The organism is Nocardia sp. NPDC052566, from assembly GCF_044547285.1.
Taxonomy (GTDB): Bacteria; Actinomycetota; Actinomycetes; order Mycobacteriales; family Mycobacteriaceae; genus Nocardia.
This window is the reverse complement of sequence record NZ_JBIUAF010000006.1, coordinates 26,889-45,428: the sequence shown is the minus strand read 5'-3', so window position 1 is coordinate 45,428 and position 18,540 is coordinate 26,889. Positions and strand designations below refer to the sequence as shown.

Here is an 18,540-nt window from a genome sequence, read left to right as displayed (position 1 = left end):
CGAATTACGGGGTTTGACAAAACGATTCGGCGCGCTGCTGGCCAATGACCGGATCGACCTGGTGGTGGAACCCGGTGAGATCCACTGCCTGCTCGGTGAAAACGGCGCGGGCAAGAGCACATTGATGAATATGCTCTACGGGCTGTTGCAGCCGGACGAGGGCGAGGTGCGGTTGAACGGCGCACCGCTGACCTGTCATTCGCCCGGCGACGCGATCGCCGCGGGCATCGGGATGGTGCATCAGCATTTCATGCTCGTCCCGGTGTTCACCGTCGCCGAGAACATCATGCTCGGCCGGGAACCGACCAAGGGTTTCGCGATGCTCGACCGCGGCGCGGCCCGCCGGGAGGTGCGTGCGCTGTCCGAGCGCTACGGGCTCCCGGTGAACCCGGACGCGCTGGTGTCGAACCTATCGGTGGGTGAGCAGCAACGGGTGGAGATCCTGAAGGCGCTGGCCAACAACGTCGAAGTGCTGATCCTGGACGAGCCGACGGCGGTGCTCACCCCGCAGGAGATCGACGAGCTGATCGACGTGCTGCGCGGGATCGCCGCGAACGGCACCTCGATCATCTTCATCAGCCACAAGCTGAAGGAGGTCACCCGCATCGCCGACCGGATCACCGTCATCCGGCGCGGTGCGGTGGTCGGCACCGTCGAACCCTCCACTCCCGAAACCGAACTCGCGGAGCTGATGGTCGGCCGATCGGTGCAGCTCGTGGTCAGCAAGACCGCGGCCGAGCCGACCGGGCCCGAACTCGTCGTCACCGACTTGACGCTGGTCGACGCGGCCGGATCGGTGGTGGTCGACGACGTCTCCTTCCACGTCGACGGCGGCGAAATCGTCGGCATCGCGGGCGTTGTCGGCAACGGTCAGTCGGAGCTGGTGAACGCACTGCTCGGGCTGCAACCGCCGGTGCGCGGCTCGATCACCGTCGGCGGCAAGGAACTGGTCGGCGAGCCGCCACGCCGGCATCTGAGCGCGGGCATCGGCTATGTGCCGGAAGACCGTTCGCACGACGGCTTCATCGGCACGTTCAGCGTCGCCGAGAACCTGGTGCTCGATCTGATCGACCGGCCGGAGTTCTCGCGCAACGGCGTGCTGTCACCGGCGGCGGTGCAGCGCAATGCCGAACATCGGATCGAGGAGTTCGATATACGCACCCAGTCGGTGGCGGCGCCGATGCGCGCGCTGTCCGGCGGTAATCAGCAGAAGGTGGTGCTCGCGCGAGAGATGTCGCGGCCGCTGGAGGTGCTGATCGCCGGGCAGCCCACCCGCGGCCTCGATGTCGGCTCCATCGAGTTCGTGCACAAACGCATTGTCGCCGAACGAGATCGGGGCACCGCGGTGCTGATCGTCTCCAGCGAGCTGGACGAGATCTACGCACTGTCGGACCGGATCATCGTCATGTTCCGCGGCCGGATCGTCGGCGTGGTCGGACCGGAGACGCCGCGCGACCAGTTGGGGTTGATGATGGCGGGTGGCGGCGATGCTTGATCGAAAGTGGCTGCGGGAGTTGGCGGTCAGCGCGCTCGCGGTGCTGCTGGCGCTGATCGTCGGCGCGGTATTGATCATCGTCAGCAGCCCCGACGTGACCTCGGCGTTCGGGTATTTCTTCGCCAGGCCGCTGGATACGGTGTCGGCGGCGGGCACCGCGGTCGGCGACACCTATCAGGCGCTGTTCCTCGGCGCGTTCGGCGGTAAGTATCAGTTCGCCGAAACCCTGGTCGCCGCAACGCCACTCATCTGCACGGGGCTCGCGGTGACGCTGGCCTTTCGCGCCGGGCTGTTCAATATCGGCGCGCAGGGACAACTCATCGCGGGTGCGCTGGCGGCGGGCTGGGTGGGTTTCGCGGTACATCTGCCGCCGGTGCTGCACGTACTCGCCGCCACACTGGCCGGGATACTCGGCGGCGCGCTGTGGGCAGGCATCGCCGGATTGCTGAAGGCGCGCACCGGCGCCCACGAGGTGATCACCACCATCATGGGCAACTACGTGGCGCTGTACGCGCTCACATGGCTGCTGTCCACCTCGGCACTGCAGCGTCCCGGCCGCCGCGAACCGATCAGCCCGGTGGTCGACGACACCGCCCAGCTGCCCCAATTCCTCGGCACCCGACTGCATCTCGGGTTGTTCGTCGCCGTGCTCGCCGCGGCGTTCGTGTGGTGGCTGCTCGCCAGGTCGACGGCGGGTTTCCAGCTGCGGGCCGTCGGCGCCAATCCCGATGCGGCACGCACCGCGGGCATGAATGTCGGACGCACCTACGTGGTGGCGATGCTGCTGGCCGGTGGTCTCGCCGGACTCGCGGGCAGTCAGCAGGTGCTCGGCACCGATCTGCCGCTGACCAACGGGATCGCCGGATCGCTCGGCTTCGACGGCATCACCGTCGCGCTGCTCGGGCGCGGCAGCCCGCTCGGCACCGTCTGCGCCGCACTGCTTTTCGGCGCGCTGAAGGCGGGCGGCAACGAGATGCAGGCGGCGACGGGCACACCGCTCACGCTGGTGACCGTGCTGCAGGCCGTCATCGTGCTGCTGGTCGCGGCGCCCGCCCTGGTGCGTGCGGTGTTCCGCATCCGCGCCGAGCGCGCGGAAGCCGTTGCCGCGAAAGGATGGAACTGATGACCGCGACCATCCCCGCGCCTGCCGAGGTGGCCATCGAGTCGCCCGAACATCGGAGCAGGCGGCTGCGGCTCGGGGTACTGCTGCTCGTCCTCGCGATCACCGCGGTGCTACTCGCGCTCTTCACCCGGTCGGGCACCGTCGAATTCCGGCTCGCCGCCCCCGGCGCCTCGGGACCGGCCGATATCGGCGTCCCGGCGAAGCCAGTGGCGCTGGTGCTCTCGGTGCTCGCGCTGGCGATCGCGATCGCGCACCTATGGCGCGGGCTGTCCGGGCGGTGGGCGGCAGCGCTTTTCGCGCTGTTCGGGTTCGCCTTCGTGGTGACGTTCATCTGCTGGGCGGCCTCGGGCAAGATCTTCCCGCTGACCAATCAGATCCAGGGCACGCTGGCGCTGTCGACACCGCTGATCCTCGGCGCGCTGGCCGGGGTGCTGTGCGAGCGGGCCGGTGTCATCAATATCGCCATCGAGGGTCAGCTGCTCGCCGGTGCGTGCGCGGCCGCGATCATCGCGACGGTCAGCGGCAGCTTCCTGGTCGGCGTGGTCGCCGCGGTGCTCGCCGGGGTGTTCATCGCCTGGCTGCTCGCGGTGTTCTCGATCCGGTACCTGGTCAATCAGATCGTGCTCGGCGTGCTGCTTGTGGTGTTCGCCACCGGGATCACGGGATTCCTGTTCGATCAGCTCACCCAGCTGACCGACGGTTCGGCCCGGTTCAACAGCCCGGGCACCATGCAGCCGATCGCGATACCGGTGCTGTCCTCGATCCCGATCCTCGGACCGACGGTGTTCGAGCAGACCGCGCTGGTCTATGCGATGGTCCTGGTGATCGCGCTGGTCACGGTCGCGCTGTACCGGACGCGCTGGGGGCTGCGGGTCCGCGCGGTCGGTGAACATCCGCGAGCCGCGGCCACCGTCGGGATCAAGGTGCTGCGGGTGCGCTATCAGGCGGTGTTGCTCGCCGGTGCGATCGCCGGGCTCGGCGGCGCCTACTTCACCATCGGCTCGACCGGCGGCTTCACCAAGGAGATGACGGCGGGCAACGGCTTCATCGCGCTGGCGGCGGTGATCATGGGACGCTGGCATCCGATCGGGGCCACCTGTGCCGCACTGTTTTTCGGCTTCACCAAGGCGCTGCAGGGGCAGCTGCAGGTGCTGGCGACGCCGATACCGACCGAGGTGCTCCAGATGACGCCGTACCTGCTGACGGTGATCGCGGTGGCGGGCGCGGTCGGGCAGGTTCGCCCGCCGAAAGCCGACGGTGAGCCGTACGTGCCGGAGTAGGCGAGCAGGGCTTTCAGAGAAGCCGACAAATCGGACAGCATGTCGGCTTGATCTGTTCACCTATGTCCGATACGGTCCCGCGCTCGTGGGAGTTAGTGCGACAACCGAATCGCGTAGAGATAGACAGAAGTGGGGCGCGGTTACCGCACTAGGGGTGATTCTCGGATATCTGGCGGTGCTGCTCGCCGACGCGCGCCACTACTACACCGACGACACCGAGGCGCAATACGCGCCGATGTGGGTCAAGCTCGGCACCCAGCTGCGCGAGGGCCGCTTCCCGACGCTCGTGCCGACCGAATGGATGGGGGGCAACTACTCCCTCGAAGAGTCCGGGCTCTACAACCCGCCGCAGCTGCTGATCTATCTGCTCGCGCCATCGATGGACAACCTCGCCGTCTACGCGACGGCGGTGAAGCTCGTCTTCTCGATCATCGCCGCGCTCGGCGTGTTCCGGATCTGCCTCGCCTACGGCGCTCGCGCGCCGTGGGCGGCGGTCGCGGGCGTCGCCTTCCCGTTGAGCGGATGGTTCCTGTTCTTCGATCAGGCCAGCTGGATCACCTCACACACCGGCACCGCATGGCTGCTACACGCGTGGGCCTCGGCGGTGCTGTACGCGCGCGGACGCGGCGGGCCGATTCCGGTGTTCGTCTTCCTGTATCTGGCGCTGTCGATCCAATACGCGTTCCCCGCGGTGGAATCCGGGTTGATGATCGCCACCGTCATCGTCGGCGAGATCGTCTACCAGCGGCGGTGGCTGCCCTCGGGGCGGCTTGCGCTCGTCGGATTCTGCGCCGTGCTCGCCGCGATGGCGGCCAACCTGCCCGGCATCCTCTCCTCGCAGGCGACCTGGCGCGGCAGCGCGCAGATCCACAACGATCCGTTCCTGACGGTGCCGTGGTCGGAATCGCTCAACGCGAGCCTGCCGAGCACCGCGCCCGCGTTCACCGCGTGGTGGGGGCACGTGCAGCCGCTGCCGATGGTCTACATCGCGTGGTTCCTGATTCCGGCGCTGGCATTCATCGATTGGCCCGCGGCGCGGCGGGCGGCCAGGGAGCTGAGCGGGATCGCGCTGTTCGCCACCGCGGTACTGATGTGGACCGCGGGGCCAGGGGCGATCGGCCCGCTGCGCTGGCCCGCGCGGGTGCTGCCGATGGTCGCGGTGTCGCTGCTCGTGCTGGTATGCGTGATGCTCAGCCGCTACGGCACTTTCACGCCGTGGCGCAGGCGGGGCACTGCGGCGGCCGTGCTGATCGGGCTGCTGTTCGTGCGTTCCTTCTCGGCGGCGCCGTCACTGGTGCTTGTGCATCTGATCGCGGTCGCGGTGGTCGCCGCACTCGGTGCCGCGGTGGTGTGGCTGGCCAAGACGCGCGGTACGGCGCTCGCGTGCGGGCTGACCATCGCCGCCATGTTCCCGATCGCGTACGCGCAGGTGCAAGGCGCGCCGCCGACGCCGATGTCCTACAACTTCGCCGAACGTCGCTCGGAGATGACCGCTGCGTTCCCCGACTTCGACGGTGTCACACTGCAACTCGCCGATCGTGTGCTGGTGCGACCGGAGGACAAGAACCTCGCAGGCGCCTACGGTTCCATCGCCATCGGCAGCTACGCCAAGAACCTCGGGCTCGACTACGTCAACGGCTACACTCCCGTCGGCCACGCGGCGTTCAGCGCGCTGCTCTGCATGGCCTGGGACGGCAGCACCTGCCCCGACGCCTACCGCCGCACCTTCGCCGTCGAACCATCAACCGGCGCAACCATTGCCGACCTGATGAAGCTCGACCGGGTGGTGCTGCAACGCGCCCAGTACCCGACCGAGCGCGACCATCCCGCACCCGCGGGGTGGAAGTGGGTCGACTACCCGGGCCACGAACGGTTCATCTCGGTGCTCGAACGCGAAAATGGCAGTCGCGCAACCAATATCATCGCCGTTGCCGAGAACGTCACCGCCACCTCCACCGGTCGCGACGATCTCACCACCCGCGTCCAGGTCACCTCGACCACCGGCGGCCGCCTCGTCCTCGCCCGCCTGGCCTGGCCCGGCTACCGAATCACCCTGAACGACAAGGAAATCCCCTCCACCACCGTCGCGGGCAGCTTCGTCGCCGTGACCATTCCCCCCGGCACCACCGACGCCACCCTCACCCTCGCCTGGCGCCCACCCGGCTGGCAGATCAGCATCGCCACCGCCGTCACCGCCCTCACCGGCCTAGGACTCCTCCAACTCGCCTACCAACGCCTCCGCCGCCGCACCCCCACCCTCCCGAGCCCCCGCCCACCAACCATGTCCGACCGAGAACTGGTCACCACCGCCGAGATCTGAGGGCAGCGCAGCCGGTCCGAGCGCCTACCGCACTCGGCCGAGCCCGTCGCCACAGTCCCCTGCGCGGCACCACAAATCAGTGCGCCCCACCTAGGTCCGCGGCCGACGCGGTGAACCATCGCACACGGCGGGGGTCACGCCCTCCGGCGCGAGAGCGGCTGGTGCTCAGCGTAGTTCGGCAATGTGCCATAGAAGCCCATAGAACGCCAAGCCGACCGCGCTGCCGCGGATCGCGCCGATCAACGCTCGGCGGACGAAGTCGTAGCCGCTGACTCCGGCCACCGGATCGGTCAATGCGATGGCGATGCCGAGAGCGCCGGCGACGGCGAGACTCCCAAGGATTGCCCAGCGAAGTGACCGGGGCAGTCCGGGCGCCGTGTCGACTACCGGAGGCGTCCGGCGATACCAGAGCGCGATCGCGGCGCCGAGTGCGACGAGGCCGCCGATCGAGGACAGGTAGCCGAGCACGTTATACAGCTTGTGCGGTTCGACCACCGAAACCCGCAACCACTCCCACGCCCGTACCGCGGCCCCGTCGGTCTGCGTGCAGGAGTCCCAAGCCAGATGTGTTGCCGCACCGGCAACTACCGAGACGGCCAGCATCACCACCACACGCACCGACCGAAAGCCACCACTCGGCACCGGCATTCCCCGTCGCCCATCAGCCGGAGCCGACGCCACCGTGGGCGACCGGAAACCCCAACTCGGCAATGGCATTCGATTCCGCCAACCAACGGGCACCAACGCGACCATCGGCCCGGCAAGCAACCGGAACACCATCAGCAACGCCGCACTGAACAACAAATCCCACCCCAGCAGCCCACTGACCGAATGCGTCTCCGGCCCACCAGGAACAGGCAGGTAGTAGGGCACATCCGGAGCCACCGAACCAGCAACGAGCGCAGGCAAATTCAAGTACCGCCGCACCAACAGCACAGCCGCCGGATGCGCGGGCGTAAAAGGCACACCCTCAACCTATCCCCACCCCTCGATCACCGAGCGCAGTCAAATGGCCGTGCCTACCGGCGTGTCGTGCGGCCATTCGACTGCGCTCGGCGGGGAGGGCCGCGGTTCGGGTCCGGCTGGGCGGGGTGGCGGATGATGGGGGTGTGAAGCGGCACATCGGGTTCGAGCGTTTGCACAACTTTCGGGATATGGGTGGATATCGGGCCGGGGATGGGCGGGCGGTGGTGTGGGGGCGGTTGTATCGGGCCGATTCGCTGGGCAAGTTGCGTGGCGGGGACTGGGATCGGTTTGTGGAGCTCGGCGTGCGTACGGTGATCGATCTGCGGTATCCGTGGGAGATCGAGGCCAATGGGCTTGTGCCGCAGGCGGAGCGGTTCAGGTATGCCAACTGCAGTATCGAGCACCGGCCGTATGACCAGGCCGCCATCGATCCGGATATCGACCCGTGGCGCTACCTCGCGGACAGGTTCGCCGAGGTAGCCGTCGACGGTGTCGCGGAGATTCGCGAGGCGATCGAGCTGATCGCGAACGGCGATGGACCGACCGTATTCCATTGCACCGCAGGCAAAGACCGCACCGGGCTGATCGCGGCTCTGGTGCTGACAGCGCTGGACGTCTCCGAGGAGCAGATTCTCGCCGATTTCGCGCTGACCGAGCTCGCGACGGCACGGTTCGTCGCGGACTGGCTGGCGATGAATCCGGGCCGCGAGCTCATCTGGCCGGGCTACGGGCGCGCACCGGCCGAGGTCATGCGACTGGTCCTCGACGACCTCACCACCACCTACGGCTCCCCACATCGCTACCTCACCGACGAGGTGAAGCTCACGACCGCCGTCATCGACCAGCTACAAGCACAACTGCTCGCCTGATACCCCGGTGCCACAGATAATCAGGACTCCAGGGTGATTCGCGAGTGGATATCGCAACGGCAGGGTAGGTCGAGTGAACCCCACCGAAATCGGCAACACCCGGCCCGGCCCGGCCCGCGCACTGCGGTCACCGACCGCTGCAAGGGTGTGGGCCGCACTCGGTGTCTACGTACTGTCCACCCTTGCCGCCTCGGCGGTTCTACTTGCGGTGCAACCTCATTCGGGAATCGCACCGGCAGCACTGTCACTGGTTCAGTTCGGCCCGATGATTGGTGCGCTGACGACCTGGCTGACGTTCAGGACAACGGTCGCCGGACTGCTGCCCGCAGCAGTTTCGGCCCGCCGAGTAGGCGTGGATCTTCTGGCGATGGTCACCGCCTGTATGTTGTTCTGGCTGTTGATCACCATGGCGGCTGTTATCTCGGGCATCTCCATGGTCGGTCCCGGCGCAGTAGGGGGCATACCCTTCGCAGTGTTCCTGCTGCTCCAGCTCATCGGCGCCGGCGGCGAGGAGATCGGTTGGCGGGGCTTGATGCAGCCGATACTGGAATCCCGAATGGCCAGGTTCGCGGCAATTTCGGTGACCGGGGGGAGCTGGGCACTGTGGCATGTTCAGGCGTTCATGCTCGGCACGGTGACCGCGATCTGTTTCTTCGTCTCGGCCGTGGCGTTCGCGATCGTGCTCGGATACCTGGGCAACGGAAACTTCCGCCAGCGTGTGCTGATCGCGGCGGTCGGGCATTGGCTGATCAATATCGCAGGGTATCTGTTCGCAGGTGACAACTTCTTGGATCGGCCACAGATCGTGTTCGTGGCGATTGCCGCCGTGCTGATCGCCACAGGCGCAATGGCCTACGCGCTCCGACTCTCACCTACCAAAGATCGAGCATAAGCGTGGCCGGGCGACGGTGGGTCGCCCGGCTTATGTCGGGTGAAGGCACGATGCTTGCGGGTGCGTCACACCCCGGGCGGGAGCATCCTCGCAGGGGCGCGGTCAGCACGCGGCGTTGGTCGGGTGAGGCGAGGCGTCGGCGGGCGAAATAGGTTGTGGTTCTTGAGTATTCGGTGGTTGGGGTCGGTCAAGGTTGCCGCGGCGGGGGTGCGGGGCTTACCCGTCTCACGGCTCACAATTCCGGTGATGCACTGCGGCTACAGGGTTTACCGGGAGCATTGCTGGGCGCGTCGCCTGCCATTCCCGGCTTACCTCCCGCATTCAGGTGATCGGGTTCGGCTTCCGGCCCGGTCGTCTGGCTGTGGTGCTGTTCTCGAGATCGAAAAAAGGGGCACCATCTGGCTGCGCTCGATGCCGGACTGGGTTCGGGGGCGCTCGGATGAGGGGGCGGCGCACCAGGAATGGCCGCGGCTGACGCGCGCACCCAACCCGTCGGGACCCACCGGTGCAGCGAACACCGTCCGGCCCTGGACATCACCTCAGGAGAAGGAGATACCAGGGGAGGGTAAGTGCGCCGGAAGCCGAGATGATGCACCTGACAGCGGGAGGCAAAGCAACCCCGTCCAGGACGCAACACGATAGTCGGTTGAACCCCGCCGAGAACCACACCTCTCGCCCCGTCGAGGACCGGACGCCGAGCATCCGCCTCTACACAGACCGGCTTCGTCGGCTACCAAGTCGCACCAACTGGACGCGGCCTCACGGAACAAACCGATCCCGAGGCGAGGCGGCACCGACCACCGCACGCCCGACGTTGACCTCAACTGAGGTTGAGGGTGGAGGGTGGCGGGTATGACTCGTGCTGCTTCGTTTTGGAATGCTGTTTATGACAACGACACTGCGCCGTGGGTGATCGGCGAGCCGCAGCCTGCGATTGTGGCGTTGGCACAGAGCGGGAGGATTCGAGGGCGGGTGCTGGAGCCGGGGTGTGGGGCCGGGGAGCACACGATTCTGCTGACACGGCTCGGGTACGACGTGCTCGGGGTGGATGTGGCGCCGAGTGCGGTGGAGTACGCGCGGCGGAATGCGGTGGCGCAGGGGGTTTCCGAGGCGAAGTTCGAGGTGGCGGATGCGCTGCGGTTGGGCGAGCGGGCCGAGTGGGCCGGGGAGACACCGGCATTCGACACTGTGCTCGACAGTGCGCTGTTCCATGTGTTCGGCACCGACGAACAGGCGCGTACCGCGTATGTGGCCGGGTTGCACGCGGTGTTGAAACCGGGTGGGCTGGTTCACTTGCTCGCGCTGTCGGATGCCGAGCCCGGTATCGGGCCGCGGATCAGTGATGCGGTGATCCTCGATTCCTTCGGCGACGGGTGGGAGCTGGAGGAGCTGGCGGCGACGCGTTATCGCGGGCGGATCAGCGCGGAGGTCGCGGCCGAGATCCCGCATCATCCGGTGTCGGACGGTATCGCCGATTTCGCCGCGTGGCAGGCCCGCATCCGCCGCGTGTAGGTGGTGTTTCGGCCACGGCCTAAACAGGGTGCGTCGCATACTGGCTGCTTCCTACGCTGCCGGGAGAACGATCAAGGAGTCCAGCATGACGGAAGAGGCAGCGGCGCGGCTCGACGGAGTCGTCGGCCCGGTACTGACAGACGCGGCAGGCAACGCGGCCGTCGCATGGCAGCGCGGGCGGGAATGGTTGCGGTACGCGGGATCGCGCCTGATCCCGGCCGCCACGTGCGACCGATACCGGCCGCACGGCGCGAACGAGATGCTGCTCGAATTGGACCCGCTCCTCGCGGCGCCGGGACGAGGCCCGCGATGAACGCGGGTAGCGTGCGACGGTATCGGTCTACAGCGATGCGGGGCACCTCATGAAGCGGATCCACCTCACCACCGAGGATTTGCTGCGTATCCGCGTCGGCGCACCGCTCGGCGCACTCGGCGAGACGATGCTGGCCACCAGAACCGTGCAGCGCGGCGGCTCGGCGGTATACGACGGCTGGCGCAGGCAGGTGTGGGGCGCGATACCGGATGACTTCCGCATCCTCGCCTCGATCGTCCCGCCCGACGAGGCGTTCATCGATCTGATCACGCCGACCCGTGGCGCGCGCACCATGCCGGAGGGCATCACGGCGCTGCATCTCGCCTCGCGGGAGGAGATCCGCCGCGAGGTGAAGCTCGCGGCGGAACGCCGGGATCAGATCGGAAAACCGTTCCCGGCCTGGGCGGCTCAGTTGCCCGACCGCGATGCCGAGGCGATGCGCAATGTCGCCGCCGCCGTCGACGCCTTCCACACGGTGGCGTTCGCGGGCCGTTGGGGGCATGTGCAGTCGTTCCTCGACGTGACCGCCGACCGCATGGCGCGCACGATGGCCACCGAGGGGGTGGAGCGGCTGTTCGGCATGCTCGCGCCCCATGTGCGCTGGCGCGCACCGATACTCGAGGTGTACACGCTGTCGGGCTGTCACGACGATCACCCCGGCGGACGCGGATTGGTCATCGTCCCTTCGCTGTTCGCCGGGCCCGCGCCGATCCTGCTGCATTCCACCGTCGACCTGGACGCGCCGAAGATGTTGATCGTCCCGGCATTACGCGATTTCGCCGACTTCGCGGCGGCGTGGGGTCCACGCGAATCCAACGAGGCGCTGATCGCTTTGCTCGGCCGGACCAGGGCCGCTGCGCTGGAGACCATCGCGGAGGGGTGCAGCACCACCGAACTCGCGCGCAAGCTCGGCGTCACCGCGGCGACCGCGAGCGAGCACGCGTCGATCCTGCGGGAGGCGGGGCTGATCGAGAGCAGACGACACCGCAATTCCGTGCGGCATCAGCTGACAACGCTCGGCGCCGCCCTGCTCGACGGCGATCTCGGCAGCGGAATCCGTATCGCGTAACCACATTCAGAAGATGGCGACCGGCGCGACGGGTGCGCCGGTCGCGCCCGTGAACGGCTCCGGCGTCGCGGTCAGCAGGAATTCGTAGCGCCGCGTCTCCGCGCAGACCCGGGACAGTTCCTCCAGGTTCCAGTTCTGCCCCTGCGGCATACCCATTTCCACCAGGTGCAGCGCGTGCACCGCCAGCCATCCGTGCTCGAGTTCAGGCGGAAAGATCTCGAAGGCGAGGGTGTCGTTGGCGACGGCCGCCACATCGCGGGCATGGAACCATTCCGGGCAGCGCACCGAAAGTCCGGGCGCCGGGGCGGCATATTCGGTCGTCTCGCCCGCCAGGTAGCGCTGCATCTGCCCGGTCCGCACCAGCACGATGTCCCCGGACCGCACGCTGGTTCCCGACATCTGTTCGGCCGCCGCCAAATCCGCCGGAGTGACCGCGTAGTGCTCGGGCAGCCGCTCGATTCCTCTGGCGCGCGCCACATCCAGCAGTACCCCACGCGAAATCACGTGCCGCGCCTTATCGATCCCACTGAACGCGGCGCCGCCGTGCGCGGTGATGCTGCCCGCGGGCCGTCCGTTGTAGATCTTGCCGGAATGCGAAATGTGCGGCAGCGCATCCCAATGCGTACCGGCTTGCAGCCCCATGGTCACCACGTCGTCGCTCGTGGCAACGGTGCCGGGCCCGAACATCGACCAGTTGACCGCGATCATGCTGTGCAGCGGATTGACCCGTCCAGGTATCAGACCCGTCTGAATACCGTTGTGCCGCAGGTCGACCGCCAACGCGACCCGCTGCCCGGTGCGCACGCACCCGGCGGCGGCACGTACCACCTCGTCGGTGATGAGATTAAGCGTGCCGATCTCGTCGGCACTGCCCCACCGCCCCCAGTTGTTCACGCGCGCGGCGATGTCGAGAAACTCCGATGACACGGCCATCCGGGTAACTTATCCGGGGCCGTGCCATCCGGCGAGTCGGAAAGAGCCGTCCAGTTCAGGCCGCGGCGGCCGCCGTCAGCAATTGCCCGACCGCGACCGGATCGGCGACATCGACGACGAGCCGGGTGAAGTCGGTGCCCGTCAGCTCGATGCGCACGGCGCGGCCGTCGAAGTGGGTATCCCAGAATTCCTTGCGACCCTTGCCACGGAAGGTCCCCGCGGCGATCGCGCCGGGGAAGAAGGTGCCGGGCGCGCGCACCCACGGCGGCCGCAGGTCGACCTCGGCGGTGGTGACCTCGGCGATATTCGACAGATCGAACCGAACCAGCTCACGCAGCGCGAGCAACCGGTGCGCCCCGAGCACGTGAACCGTCACGGTTGTACCGGTGACCTCGATCTCGACCATCGTGCACCTCACTATCGACAGAGCCGGACTACTTCTCTCAGGGTGCCGTGCGCGTCTGGCCGTAGCCTGTGCCGTTCCTATGAATTCCCTCAGGTTTGTCCGCTGTTATCGTCGAATAGACCACTAGCGCCGGGCGGGGGCGGGCCGCGCGCTGTACCAGCGAGGATGACCGTGAAATTCGCCACCCGTCTGATCATGTTCCTGGCGATTCCCGCCGTGCTTTTCCTGTTGCCGTGGTGGACCCTGGTCTACGCGCCCACCCAGGACACCGGCCCGCTGTTCTGGCTGGGTTCCGCGGCGTTCCTGCTCGGGTTCCTGGCATTGCCGACCTCGATGTACCTCGGGCACGGCCCGGCACAGTCGGATTTCGGGTCCATCGTCGGCGACACCTTGCTCGGTGTGCTGTGGGTGGTGTTCAGCTGGTCGGTGCTCGGCAATGTCGCACGGCTCGGGCTCGCCGTCGGCGGTGTCGGCGATCCGGCCCGCTCGCGGATCGTCGCGACCGGCGTGCTCGCCGTCTCGGCGGCACTGGTCGCCTGGGGCGTGTTCGAGGCGCGGCGAGTGCCGCGGGTCCGCACCGTCGACGTGACGATCGACGGGCTCGGGCACGCATTCGACGGGCTGCGCCTCGTGGTCGTCACCGATACCCATTTCGCCGCGCTGAACCGGTTGCGCTGGTCGGAGCGGGTGGTCGAGGTGGTGAACGCGCAACGTCCCGATATCGCCTGTCACGCGGGCGATCTCGCGGACGGTTCGGTGGCGAAGCGGCATCCGCAGGTCGACCCGCTCGGCAAGGTCGAGGCGCCGCTCGGCCGGTTCTACATCACCGGCAACCACGAGTATTTCGGCGACGCGCAGGGCTGGATCGATCACATGGCCTCGATCGGCTGGCAGCCGCTGCACAACCAGCACGAAGTGATCTCGCGCGGCGATGATCGGCTGGTGCTGGCGGGTATCGACGATCCCACCGGCGCCGGGCTGCCCGGGCACGGCCCCGACCTGCCCGCCGCGCTCGCCGGCGCCGATCCGGACGTGCCGGTGGTGCTGCTGGCCCACCAGCCGAAGCAGATCACCGAATCCGCGCAAGCCGGTGTCGCACTGCAGATCTCGGGACACACCCACGGCGGCCAGATCTGGCCGTTCCACTATCTGGTCCGGCTCGACCAGCCGGTGGTCGCCGGACTGAGCAGGCACGGCGCGCGCACCCAGCTCTACACGAGCAGAGGCACCGGATTCTGGGGTCCACAGCTGCGCGTCTTCGCGCCGAGCGAGATCACCGTTCTGGTCCTGCGCGCACCGGCCTAACCGAGAACGCGGTAGTCGAGCACGAACGCGGTGGTGTTGTCGGTGCCGCCGAGATCCAGCGCGGTCTGGGTGAAGGTGTCGGCCGCGAGGGCGACCGGCGTATCCGCGGCGAGTATCGACTTGATCGTGACGATATCGACGCGCTTGTGTACGCCGTCGGTGCTCAGCAGCCACCGTCCGGTGCTCGATCCCGTTGCGGCCTTACCGATTTCGTCCGGCTTCACGGTGCGCGCCGACGTGGTGACGAGGTGATTCATCCGGGGCGCCGCGTGTTGCCCATGCGCGCGCAGGAATTCGCCGAGGGTGTGATCGGTGGTGATCTGGTGCAGCACGGTGCCGTTGTAGCGGTACGCGCGACAGTCGCCGACCCAGGCGATATCGGTGCGGCCGTCGAGCTGTCCGTTGGCGGGCAGCACCACGACGACGAGCACGCAGTCGGCATGCTCCTCCGGGAACTCACGCCGCAGATGTTCCTGGGCCGCAAGGATTCCGGCGTGCGCCCCGGTGCGCGCGCCGACCTGCGCGGCGACCGTGGCGACGGTGCGCGCCGCCCTGGCCGCGAGCAGATGATCACCGACGCCGTCCGCGACCACGAATGCCGTACGCCCGGTCATCGAATCCGTCGCCGCCGCAACGGCATCGGCGTTGATCGAGCGCCCGCCGCGTTTGCTGACCGGCTCGGCGACCACACCGACGCGCCGCACCGTCTCGGGGCGGACGATCTCAACGGTGGGGGCTGTGTGCACGGCCTGACCTCCTCGACCCTGCGTGGTGCTGCCGATCAGCACTACTCCAGTAAACCGCCTCTGACCGTGAACCGTGCCAGAACCACCCGTGTGAATCCTGTGAACATGCGACTACCAGCGCCGACAGTGCCTCGGGAGCACCGGCCTGACCGCGAATCCCGGGGAAGGCGTTGATATCGACGATCAAGGGTTCGCCGTCCACCTCGAGCAGATCCACGCCGTAGACGTCGAGTCCGAACACCTCGCCGACGCGCAGCGCCAGCTCGGCCCACGGGTGCGGGGTGATCGACGGCCGATCCGGCAGCCCCGGGCCTGGTGCGAATTCGGACCGGCGCAGTGCGGCGAACACTTCGCCCGCGACGACCCACAGTTTGTGATCCCAGTTCGTGCCGGGGACGAGATCCTGGACGATCACCGGCTCGTCGGGCCAGCGCCGGGCCAGCGCGTCCAGTTCGTCGGCATCCGATACCGCGGCGACCAGGTCACCCCGCCTGCTGTGCCTGCTCTTGAGCACCAGTGGGCGCTCGATCGGTGCGGTCAGCTGTCGCGGATTCGCCAGCGAGGTGGTCGCCGCGAACGGGAGCCCGGCGAGGTGGGCGAGGTGCGCCATGGCCACCCGGTCCTGGCAGAACTCGGTGGCGGCGGCCGAATTGATCACCCGAACGCCACGCTGCTCCAGTGCGCGCGCCAGCGCGATCGCGGCGGGTGTCCTGGCTTTGAGCAGGTAGATATCCGCCGGATCGAGGGGTAGGTGCCGCGCCGTGGGCGCGAGGGCACGCACCTCGTGACCGCGTGCGCTCAGCAGCGCCGCGGTGGCGGCGAGCAGCGGGTGGCCGGGATCGGCCGTCAGCAGGCCGACCCTCACGAATGACCGCCGACCGCCGCGGGCAGCCGGGATTCGGCGATGTCGTGCCATCCGGCGCCCGCCCTGGCGAGGTCGATGATGGCGCGCGCGACGGTGGCGGCGGCCCTCGGCACCTGGCGGAAACTCGGAAAGTCGTTGACATCAACCACGACCGGGCCGTCCGGACCGAGCACGATGTCGACGCCGTACAGGTCGAGCCCGAAGACCTCCCCCACCTTCGCCGCGATCTCGGCCACCTCGGCACTCAACGGCACCGGCGCTTCCGGCCGGTCATCGACCTGTGCGAGCGGCGATCTGCGTTCGGTGCCGTACAGGCGACCGCCCGCCGAGTAGACCTTGAGGTCGACGCCGGTATTCGGCACCCACGGCTGCGCGATCAGCTGCCCCTCGCCGGCGAATTCGCCCGCCACCGCGAACAATTGCTCGGGATGCTCGACCAGATGTACCGACCGTCCCGAACTGCCGTCGGCCGGTTTGACCACCAAAGGGAATCGGGCGGACGGGATTTGGGCCAGATCGGCCAGCCGGGAAGCGGCCCAGGTAGCGGGCACGGGCAGACCGCTGCGCGCCGCGCGCACGGCCGCCTGCGTCTTATCCCTGACTCCCCGAATGGATCTGGCGTCGTTGATGGTGGTCAGGCCCGCCGCGGCGGCGGCCTCGAGCAGCCCCAGGCCGGGCCCGCCGGAGACGGTCTTGAGCACCCAGGCGTCGTGATCCCCCTGCTGGATCAGCGAATTCAGGTCGAGCAGCTCACCGCCGGGCCGCAGCACGTCGACCCGATGCCCCCAGGCCCGCAACTGCCGCACCACCGCGAGCGGCATCCCCTCCCTGCGGTACTGCTCCTCCACCAGAAAGCAGAACCGCATCCGTGCCGCCACCATCTATCTCCCCAAGTAACGCTGCGCTGTCGCGACCGGAATGTTCGCCGATTGTCTAGGAAGATCATCTGTTTGGCAAAAGAAAACGCAACGGGTGCGCCGCGCTGGGCGCGTCGCACCATCGCGGTACCGAAAGATGCGACGGCCCTGCGCGGTTCGGCCGCTTAGCCGGTGGTCAGCACGGTGCCGGCGCCGACGGTGCGGCCACCCTCACGGATGACGAACCCGAGGCCGGGCTCCAGCGGTACCGGACGGCCCAACTCGACTGTCAGGTCGACGGTTTCGCCGGGACGGACGACGCCGACGCCGTCGGGCAGCGTCACGTCGCCGACCACGTCGCCGGTGCGCACGTAGAACTGCGGGCGGTAGCCGGTGGCGATCGGCGTACGCCTGCCGCCCTCCGCGCTGCCGAGCAGGTACACCCTGGCGGTGAACCGGGTGTGCACGGCAATGCTGGCCGGGGCCGCGACGACTTGACCACGACGCACCTGACCGCGCTGCACGCCGCGAAGCAGCAACGCGACGTTGTCCCCTGCCTCGGCGAACTCCATTGTCCTGCCGAAGGTTTCCACGCCGGTGACCACCGGAGCCAGCTCGGGCCCGCCGAGGCCGAGCAGCTCGACCCGGTCGCCGAGGCGGACCCGGCCGCGCTCGATCGCGCCGGTGACCACGGTGCCGCGGCCGGTGATCGTCAGCACGTTCTCCACCGGGAGCAGGAACGGCGCGTCGGTGTACCGGACGGGGACGGGCACGTGCGTGTCCACCGCGTCGAGCAGCGCGAGCAATGCGGCCGTCCACCGGTCGTCGCCTTCGAGCGCGCGCAGCCCGGATACCCGCACTACCGGCAGGTCCGTGCCCGGATAGCCCTGTGCGGTAAGCAGTTCGCGCACCTCCAGCTCGATCAGGTCGAGCAGTTCCGGATCGCCCGCGTCCGCCTTGTTCAGCGCGACCACGATGTGCTCGACGCCGACCTGACGCGCGAGCAGCACGTGCTCCGCGGTCTGCGGCATCACGCCGTCCTGTGCGGAGACCACCAGGATGGCGCCGTCGAGCTGCGCGGCGCCGGTGATCATGTTCTTCACGAAGTCGGCGTGGCCCGGCATATCGATGTGCGCGTAATGCCGTGTGGCCGTTTCGTATTCGACGTGCGCGATATTGATGGTGATACCGCGCAGCGCCTCCTCCGGCGCACGGTCGATCCGCTCGAACGGCACGAAGCTGCCGCCGCCGCGTTCGGCGAGCACCTTGGTGATCGCCGCGGTGAGCGTGGTCTTGCCGTGATCGACATGGCCCATGGTGCCGATGTTCAGGTGCGGCTTGGTGCGGACATAGGTTTGCTTGGACATGGTTGTTCCCTGGGTTGACGGCCGAACGCCGGCCGACGGGTGACGAGGGGACCTCAGCGACGGAAGCACCTTCCCCGTCCGAGGTCCCGGGACATCCCGGGGAAGGTCAGCTTCGGGCGCCGTCGAACAGCGCGGCGGTCGCTGCCGCCTGCGCTGCCAGGGCAGCCGTCATCGCGCCCGCGACCGCGGACGGCACGACGATGACGTGGCTGAACATATGCG

General features: G+C 68.1%; 17 protein-coding genes. 10 read left to right on the top strand and 7 right to left on the bottom strand.

The window, feature by feature from the left end; translation table 11 throughout:
• The first annotated feature begins 13 nt into the window (after positions 1 to 13).
• From ACIG5A_RS29915 to ACIG5A_RS29900, 4 genes are all read left to right on the top strand, one after another.
• On the top strand, positions 14 to 1,495 hold the full coding sequence (locus ACIG5A_RS29915) for an ABC transporter ATP-binding protein (RefSeq protein WP_397246054.1): 1,482 nt from the start codon (positions 14 to 16) through the stop codon (positions 1,493 to 1,495).
• A complete protein-coding gene (locus tag ACIG5A_RS29910; RefSeq protein ID WP_397246052.1) occupies positions 1,488 to 2,618 on the top strand; it encodes an ABC transporter permease in 1,131 nt (376 codons plus the stop codon). Before ACIG5A_RS29915 ends, ACIG5A_RS29910 begins: the two co-directional genes overlap by 8 nt.
• Entirely contained in the window at positions 2,618 to 3,898 is a 1,281-nt protein-coding gene (locus tag ACIG5A_RS29905; protein ID WP_397246050.1) for an ABC transporter permease, read from the top strand. Before ACIG5A_RS29910 ends, ACIG5A_RS29905 begins: the two co-directional genes overlap by 1 nt.
• A gap of 154 nt (positions 3,899 to 4,052) precedes the next feature.
• Positions 4,053 to 6,218: a hypothetical protein gene (locus ACIG5A_RS29900; RefSeq protein WP_397246048.1), complete on the top strand. Its 2,166-nt coding sequence runs from the start codon at positions 4,053 to 4,055 to the stop codon at positions 6,216 to 6,218.
• 165 nt (positions 6,219 to 6,383) lie between these two features.
• Here ACIG5A_RS29900 and ACIG5A_RS29895 read toward each other — a convergent pair whose 3' ends face one another.
• Positions 6,384 to 7,184, bottom strand: coding sequence for a DUF4184 family protein (locus tag ACIG5A_RS29895; RefSeq protein ID WP_397246046.1), 801 nt, complete (start codon positions 7,182 to 7,184; stop codon positions 6,384 to 6,386).
• A gap of 143 nt (positions 7,185 to 7,327) precedes the next feature.
• Here ACIG5A_RS29895 and ACIG5A_RS29890 point away from each other — a divergent pair, with 143 nt between their 5' ends.
• The 5 genes from ACIG5A_RS29890 (at position 7,328) to ACIG5A_RS29870 (ending at position 11,839) form a co-directional block, all read left to right on the top strand.
• Positions 7,328 to 8,053: a tyrosine-protein phosphatase gene (locus tag ACIG5A_RS29890; RefSeq protein ID WP_397246044.1), complete on the top strand. Its 726-nt coding sequence runs from the start codon at positions 7,328 to 7,330 to the stop codon at positions 8,051 to 8,053.
• Between the two features lie 145 nt (positions 8,054 to 8,198).
• On the top strand, positions 8,199 to 8,945 hold the full coding sequence (locus ACIG5A_RS29885; protein WP_397246042.1) for a type II CAAX prenyl endopeptidase Rce1 family protein: 747 nt from the start codon (positions 8,199 to 8,201) through the stop codon (positions 8,943 to 8,945).
• Between the two features lie 852 nt (positions 8,946 to 9,797).
• A complete protein-coding gene (locus tag ACIG5A_RS29880) occupies positions 9,798 to 10,457 on the top strand; it encodes a class I SAM-dependent methyltransferase (RefSeq protein WP_397246040.1) in 660 nt (219 codons plus the stop codon).
• Between the two features lie 85 nt (positions 10,458 to 10,542).
• Entirely contained in the window at positions 10,543 to 10,770 is a 228-nt protein-coding gene (locus tag ACIG5A_RS29875; protein WP_397246038.1) for a hypothetical protein, read from the top strand.
• Positions 10,771 to 10,819: 49 nt separating this feature from the next.
• A complete protein-coding gene (locus ACIG5A_RS29870; RefSeq protein WP_397246036.1) occupies positions 10,820 to 11,839 on the top strand; it encodes a winged helix-turn-helix domain-containing protein in 1,020 nt (339 codons plus the stop codon).
• Positions 11,840 to 11,845: 6 nt separating this feature from the next.
• Here the strand turns inward: ACIG5A_RS29870 and ACIG5A_RS29865 are convergent, their stop codons facing one another.
• Together ACIG5A_RS29865 and ACIG5A_RS29860 are read right to left on the bottom strand one after the other, a co-directional pair.
• Complete coding sequence (locus ACIG5A_RS29865; protein WP_397246034.1) at positions 11,846 to 12,772, bottom strand: cyclase family protein; 927 nt, start codon at positions 12,770 to 12,772, stop codon at positions 11,846 to 11,848.
• A 55-nt stretch (positions 12,773 to 12,827) separates the two neighbouring features.
• Entirely contained in the window at positions 12,828 to 13,178 is a 351-nt protein-coding gene (locus tag ACIG5A_RS29860) for a hypothetical protein (protein ID WP_397246032.1), read from the bottom strand.
• 165 nt (positions 13,179 to 13,343) lie between these two features.
• Between ACIG5A_RS29860 and ACIG5A_RS29855 the strand changes: the two genes are divergently transcribed.
• Positions 13,344 to 14,483, top strand: a complete 1,140-nt coding sequence (locus ACIG5A_RS29855) for a metallophosphoesterase (protein ID WP_397246029.1) — start codon at positions 13,344 to 13,346, stop codon at positions 14,481 to 14,483.
• On the opposite strand, the gene ACIG5A_RS29850 is transcribed toward ACIG5A_RS29855, so the two are convergent.
• The 4 genes from ACIG5A_RS29850 to tuf form a co-directional block, all read right to left on the bottom strand.
• Entirely contained in the window at positions 14,480 to 15,229 is a 750-nt protein-coding gene (locus ACIG5A_RS29850; RefSeq protein WP_397246027.1) for a PP2C family protein-serine/threonine phosphatase, read from the bottom strand. The two genes, ACIG5A_RS29855 and ACIG5A_RS29850, sit on opposite strands and share 4 nt — an antisense overlap.
• Complete coding sequence (locus tag ACIG5A_RS29845) at positions 15,207 to 16,094, bottom strand: RimK family alpha-L-glutamate ligase (RefSeq protein WP_397246025.1); 888 nt, start codon at positions 16,092 to 16,094, stop codon at positions 15,207 to 15,209. Before ACIG5A_RS29845 ends, ACIG5A_RS29850 begins: the two co-directional genes overlap by 23 nt.
• Entirely contained in the window at positions 16,091 to 16,975 is an 885-nt protein-coding gene (locus tag ACIG5A_RS29840) for a RimK family alpha-L-glutamate ligase (RefSeq protein ID WP_397246023.1), read from the bottom strand. The genes ACIG5A_RS29845 and ACIG5A_RS29840 overlap by 4 nt, the downstream gene beginning before the upstream one ends.
• 161 nt (positions 16,976 to 17,136) lie before the next feature.
• Positions 17,137 to 18,318 (bottom strand): elongation factor Tu, encoded by a 1,182-nt coding sequence (gene tuf, locus ACIG5A_RS29835; protein ID WP_397246021.1) that lies wholly within the window; start codon positions 18,316 to 18,318, stop codon positions 17,137 to 17,139.
• Between the last annotated feature and the right edge of the window lie 222 nt (positions 18,319 to 18,540).

Coding starts and splice junctions, on each gene's coding strand:
- ACIG5A_RS29910 (WP_397246052.1), top strand. CDS start 1,488: ATGCTTGATCGAAAGTGGCTGCGGGAGTTGGCGGTCAGCGCGCTCGCG.
- ACIG5A_RS29905 (WP_397246050.1), top strand. CDS start 2,618: ATGACCGCGACCATCCCCGCGCCTGCCGAGGTGGCCATCGAGTCGCCC.
- ACIG5A_RS29880 (WP_397246040.1), top strand. CDS start 9,798: ATGACTCGTGCTGCTTCGTTTTGGAATGCTGTTTATGACAACGACACT.
- ACIG5A_RS29875 (WP_397246038.1), top strand. CDS start 10,543: ATGACGGAAGAGGCAGCGGCGCGGCTCGACGGAGTCGTCGGCCCGGTA.
- ACIG5A_RS29870 (WP_397246036.1), top strand. CDS start 10,820: ATGAAGCGGATCCACCTCACCACCGAGGATTTGCTGCGTATCCGCGTC.
- ACIG5A_RS29865 (WP_397246034.1), bottom strand. CDS start 12,772: ATGGCCGTGTCATCGGAGTTTCTCGACATCGCCGCGCGCGTGAACAAC.
- ACIG5A_RS29860 (WP_397246032.1), bottom strand. CDS start 13,178: ATGGTCGAGATCGAGGTCACCGGTACAACCGTGACGGTTCACGTGCTC.
- ACIG5A_RS29855 (WP_397246029.1), top strand. CDS start 13,344: ATGACCGTGAAATTCGCCACCCGTCTGATCATGTTCCTGGCGATTCCC.
- ACIG5A_RS29840 (WP_397246023.1), bottom strand. CDS start 16,975: ATGGTGGCGGCACGGATGCGGTTCTGCTTTCTGGTGGAGGAGCAGTAC.
- tuf (WP_397246021.1), bottom strand. CDS start 18,318: ATGTCCAAGCAAACCTATGTCCGCACCAAGCCGCACCTGAACATCGGC.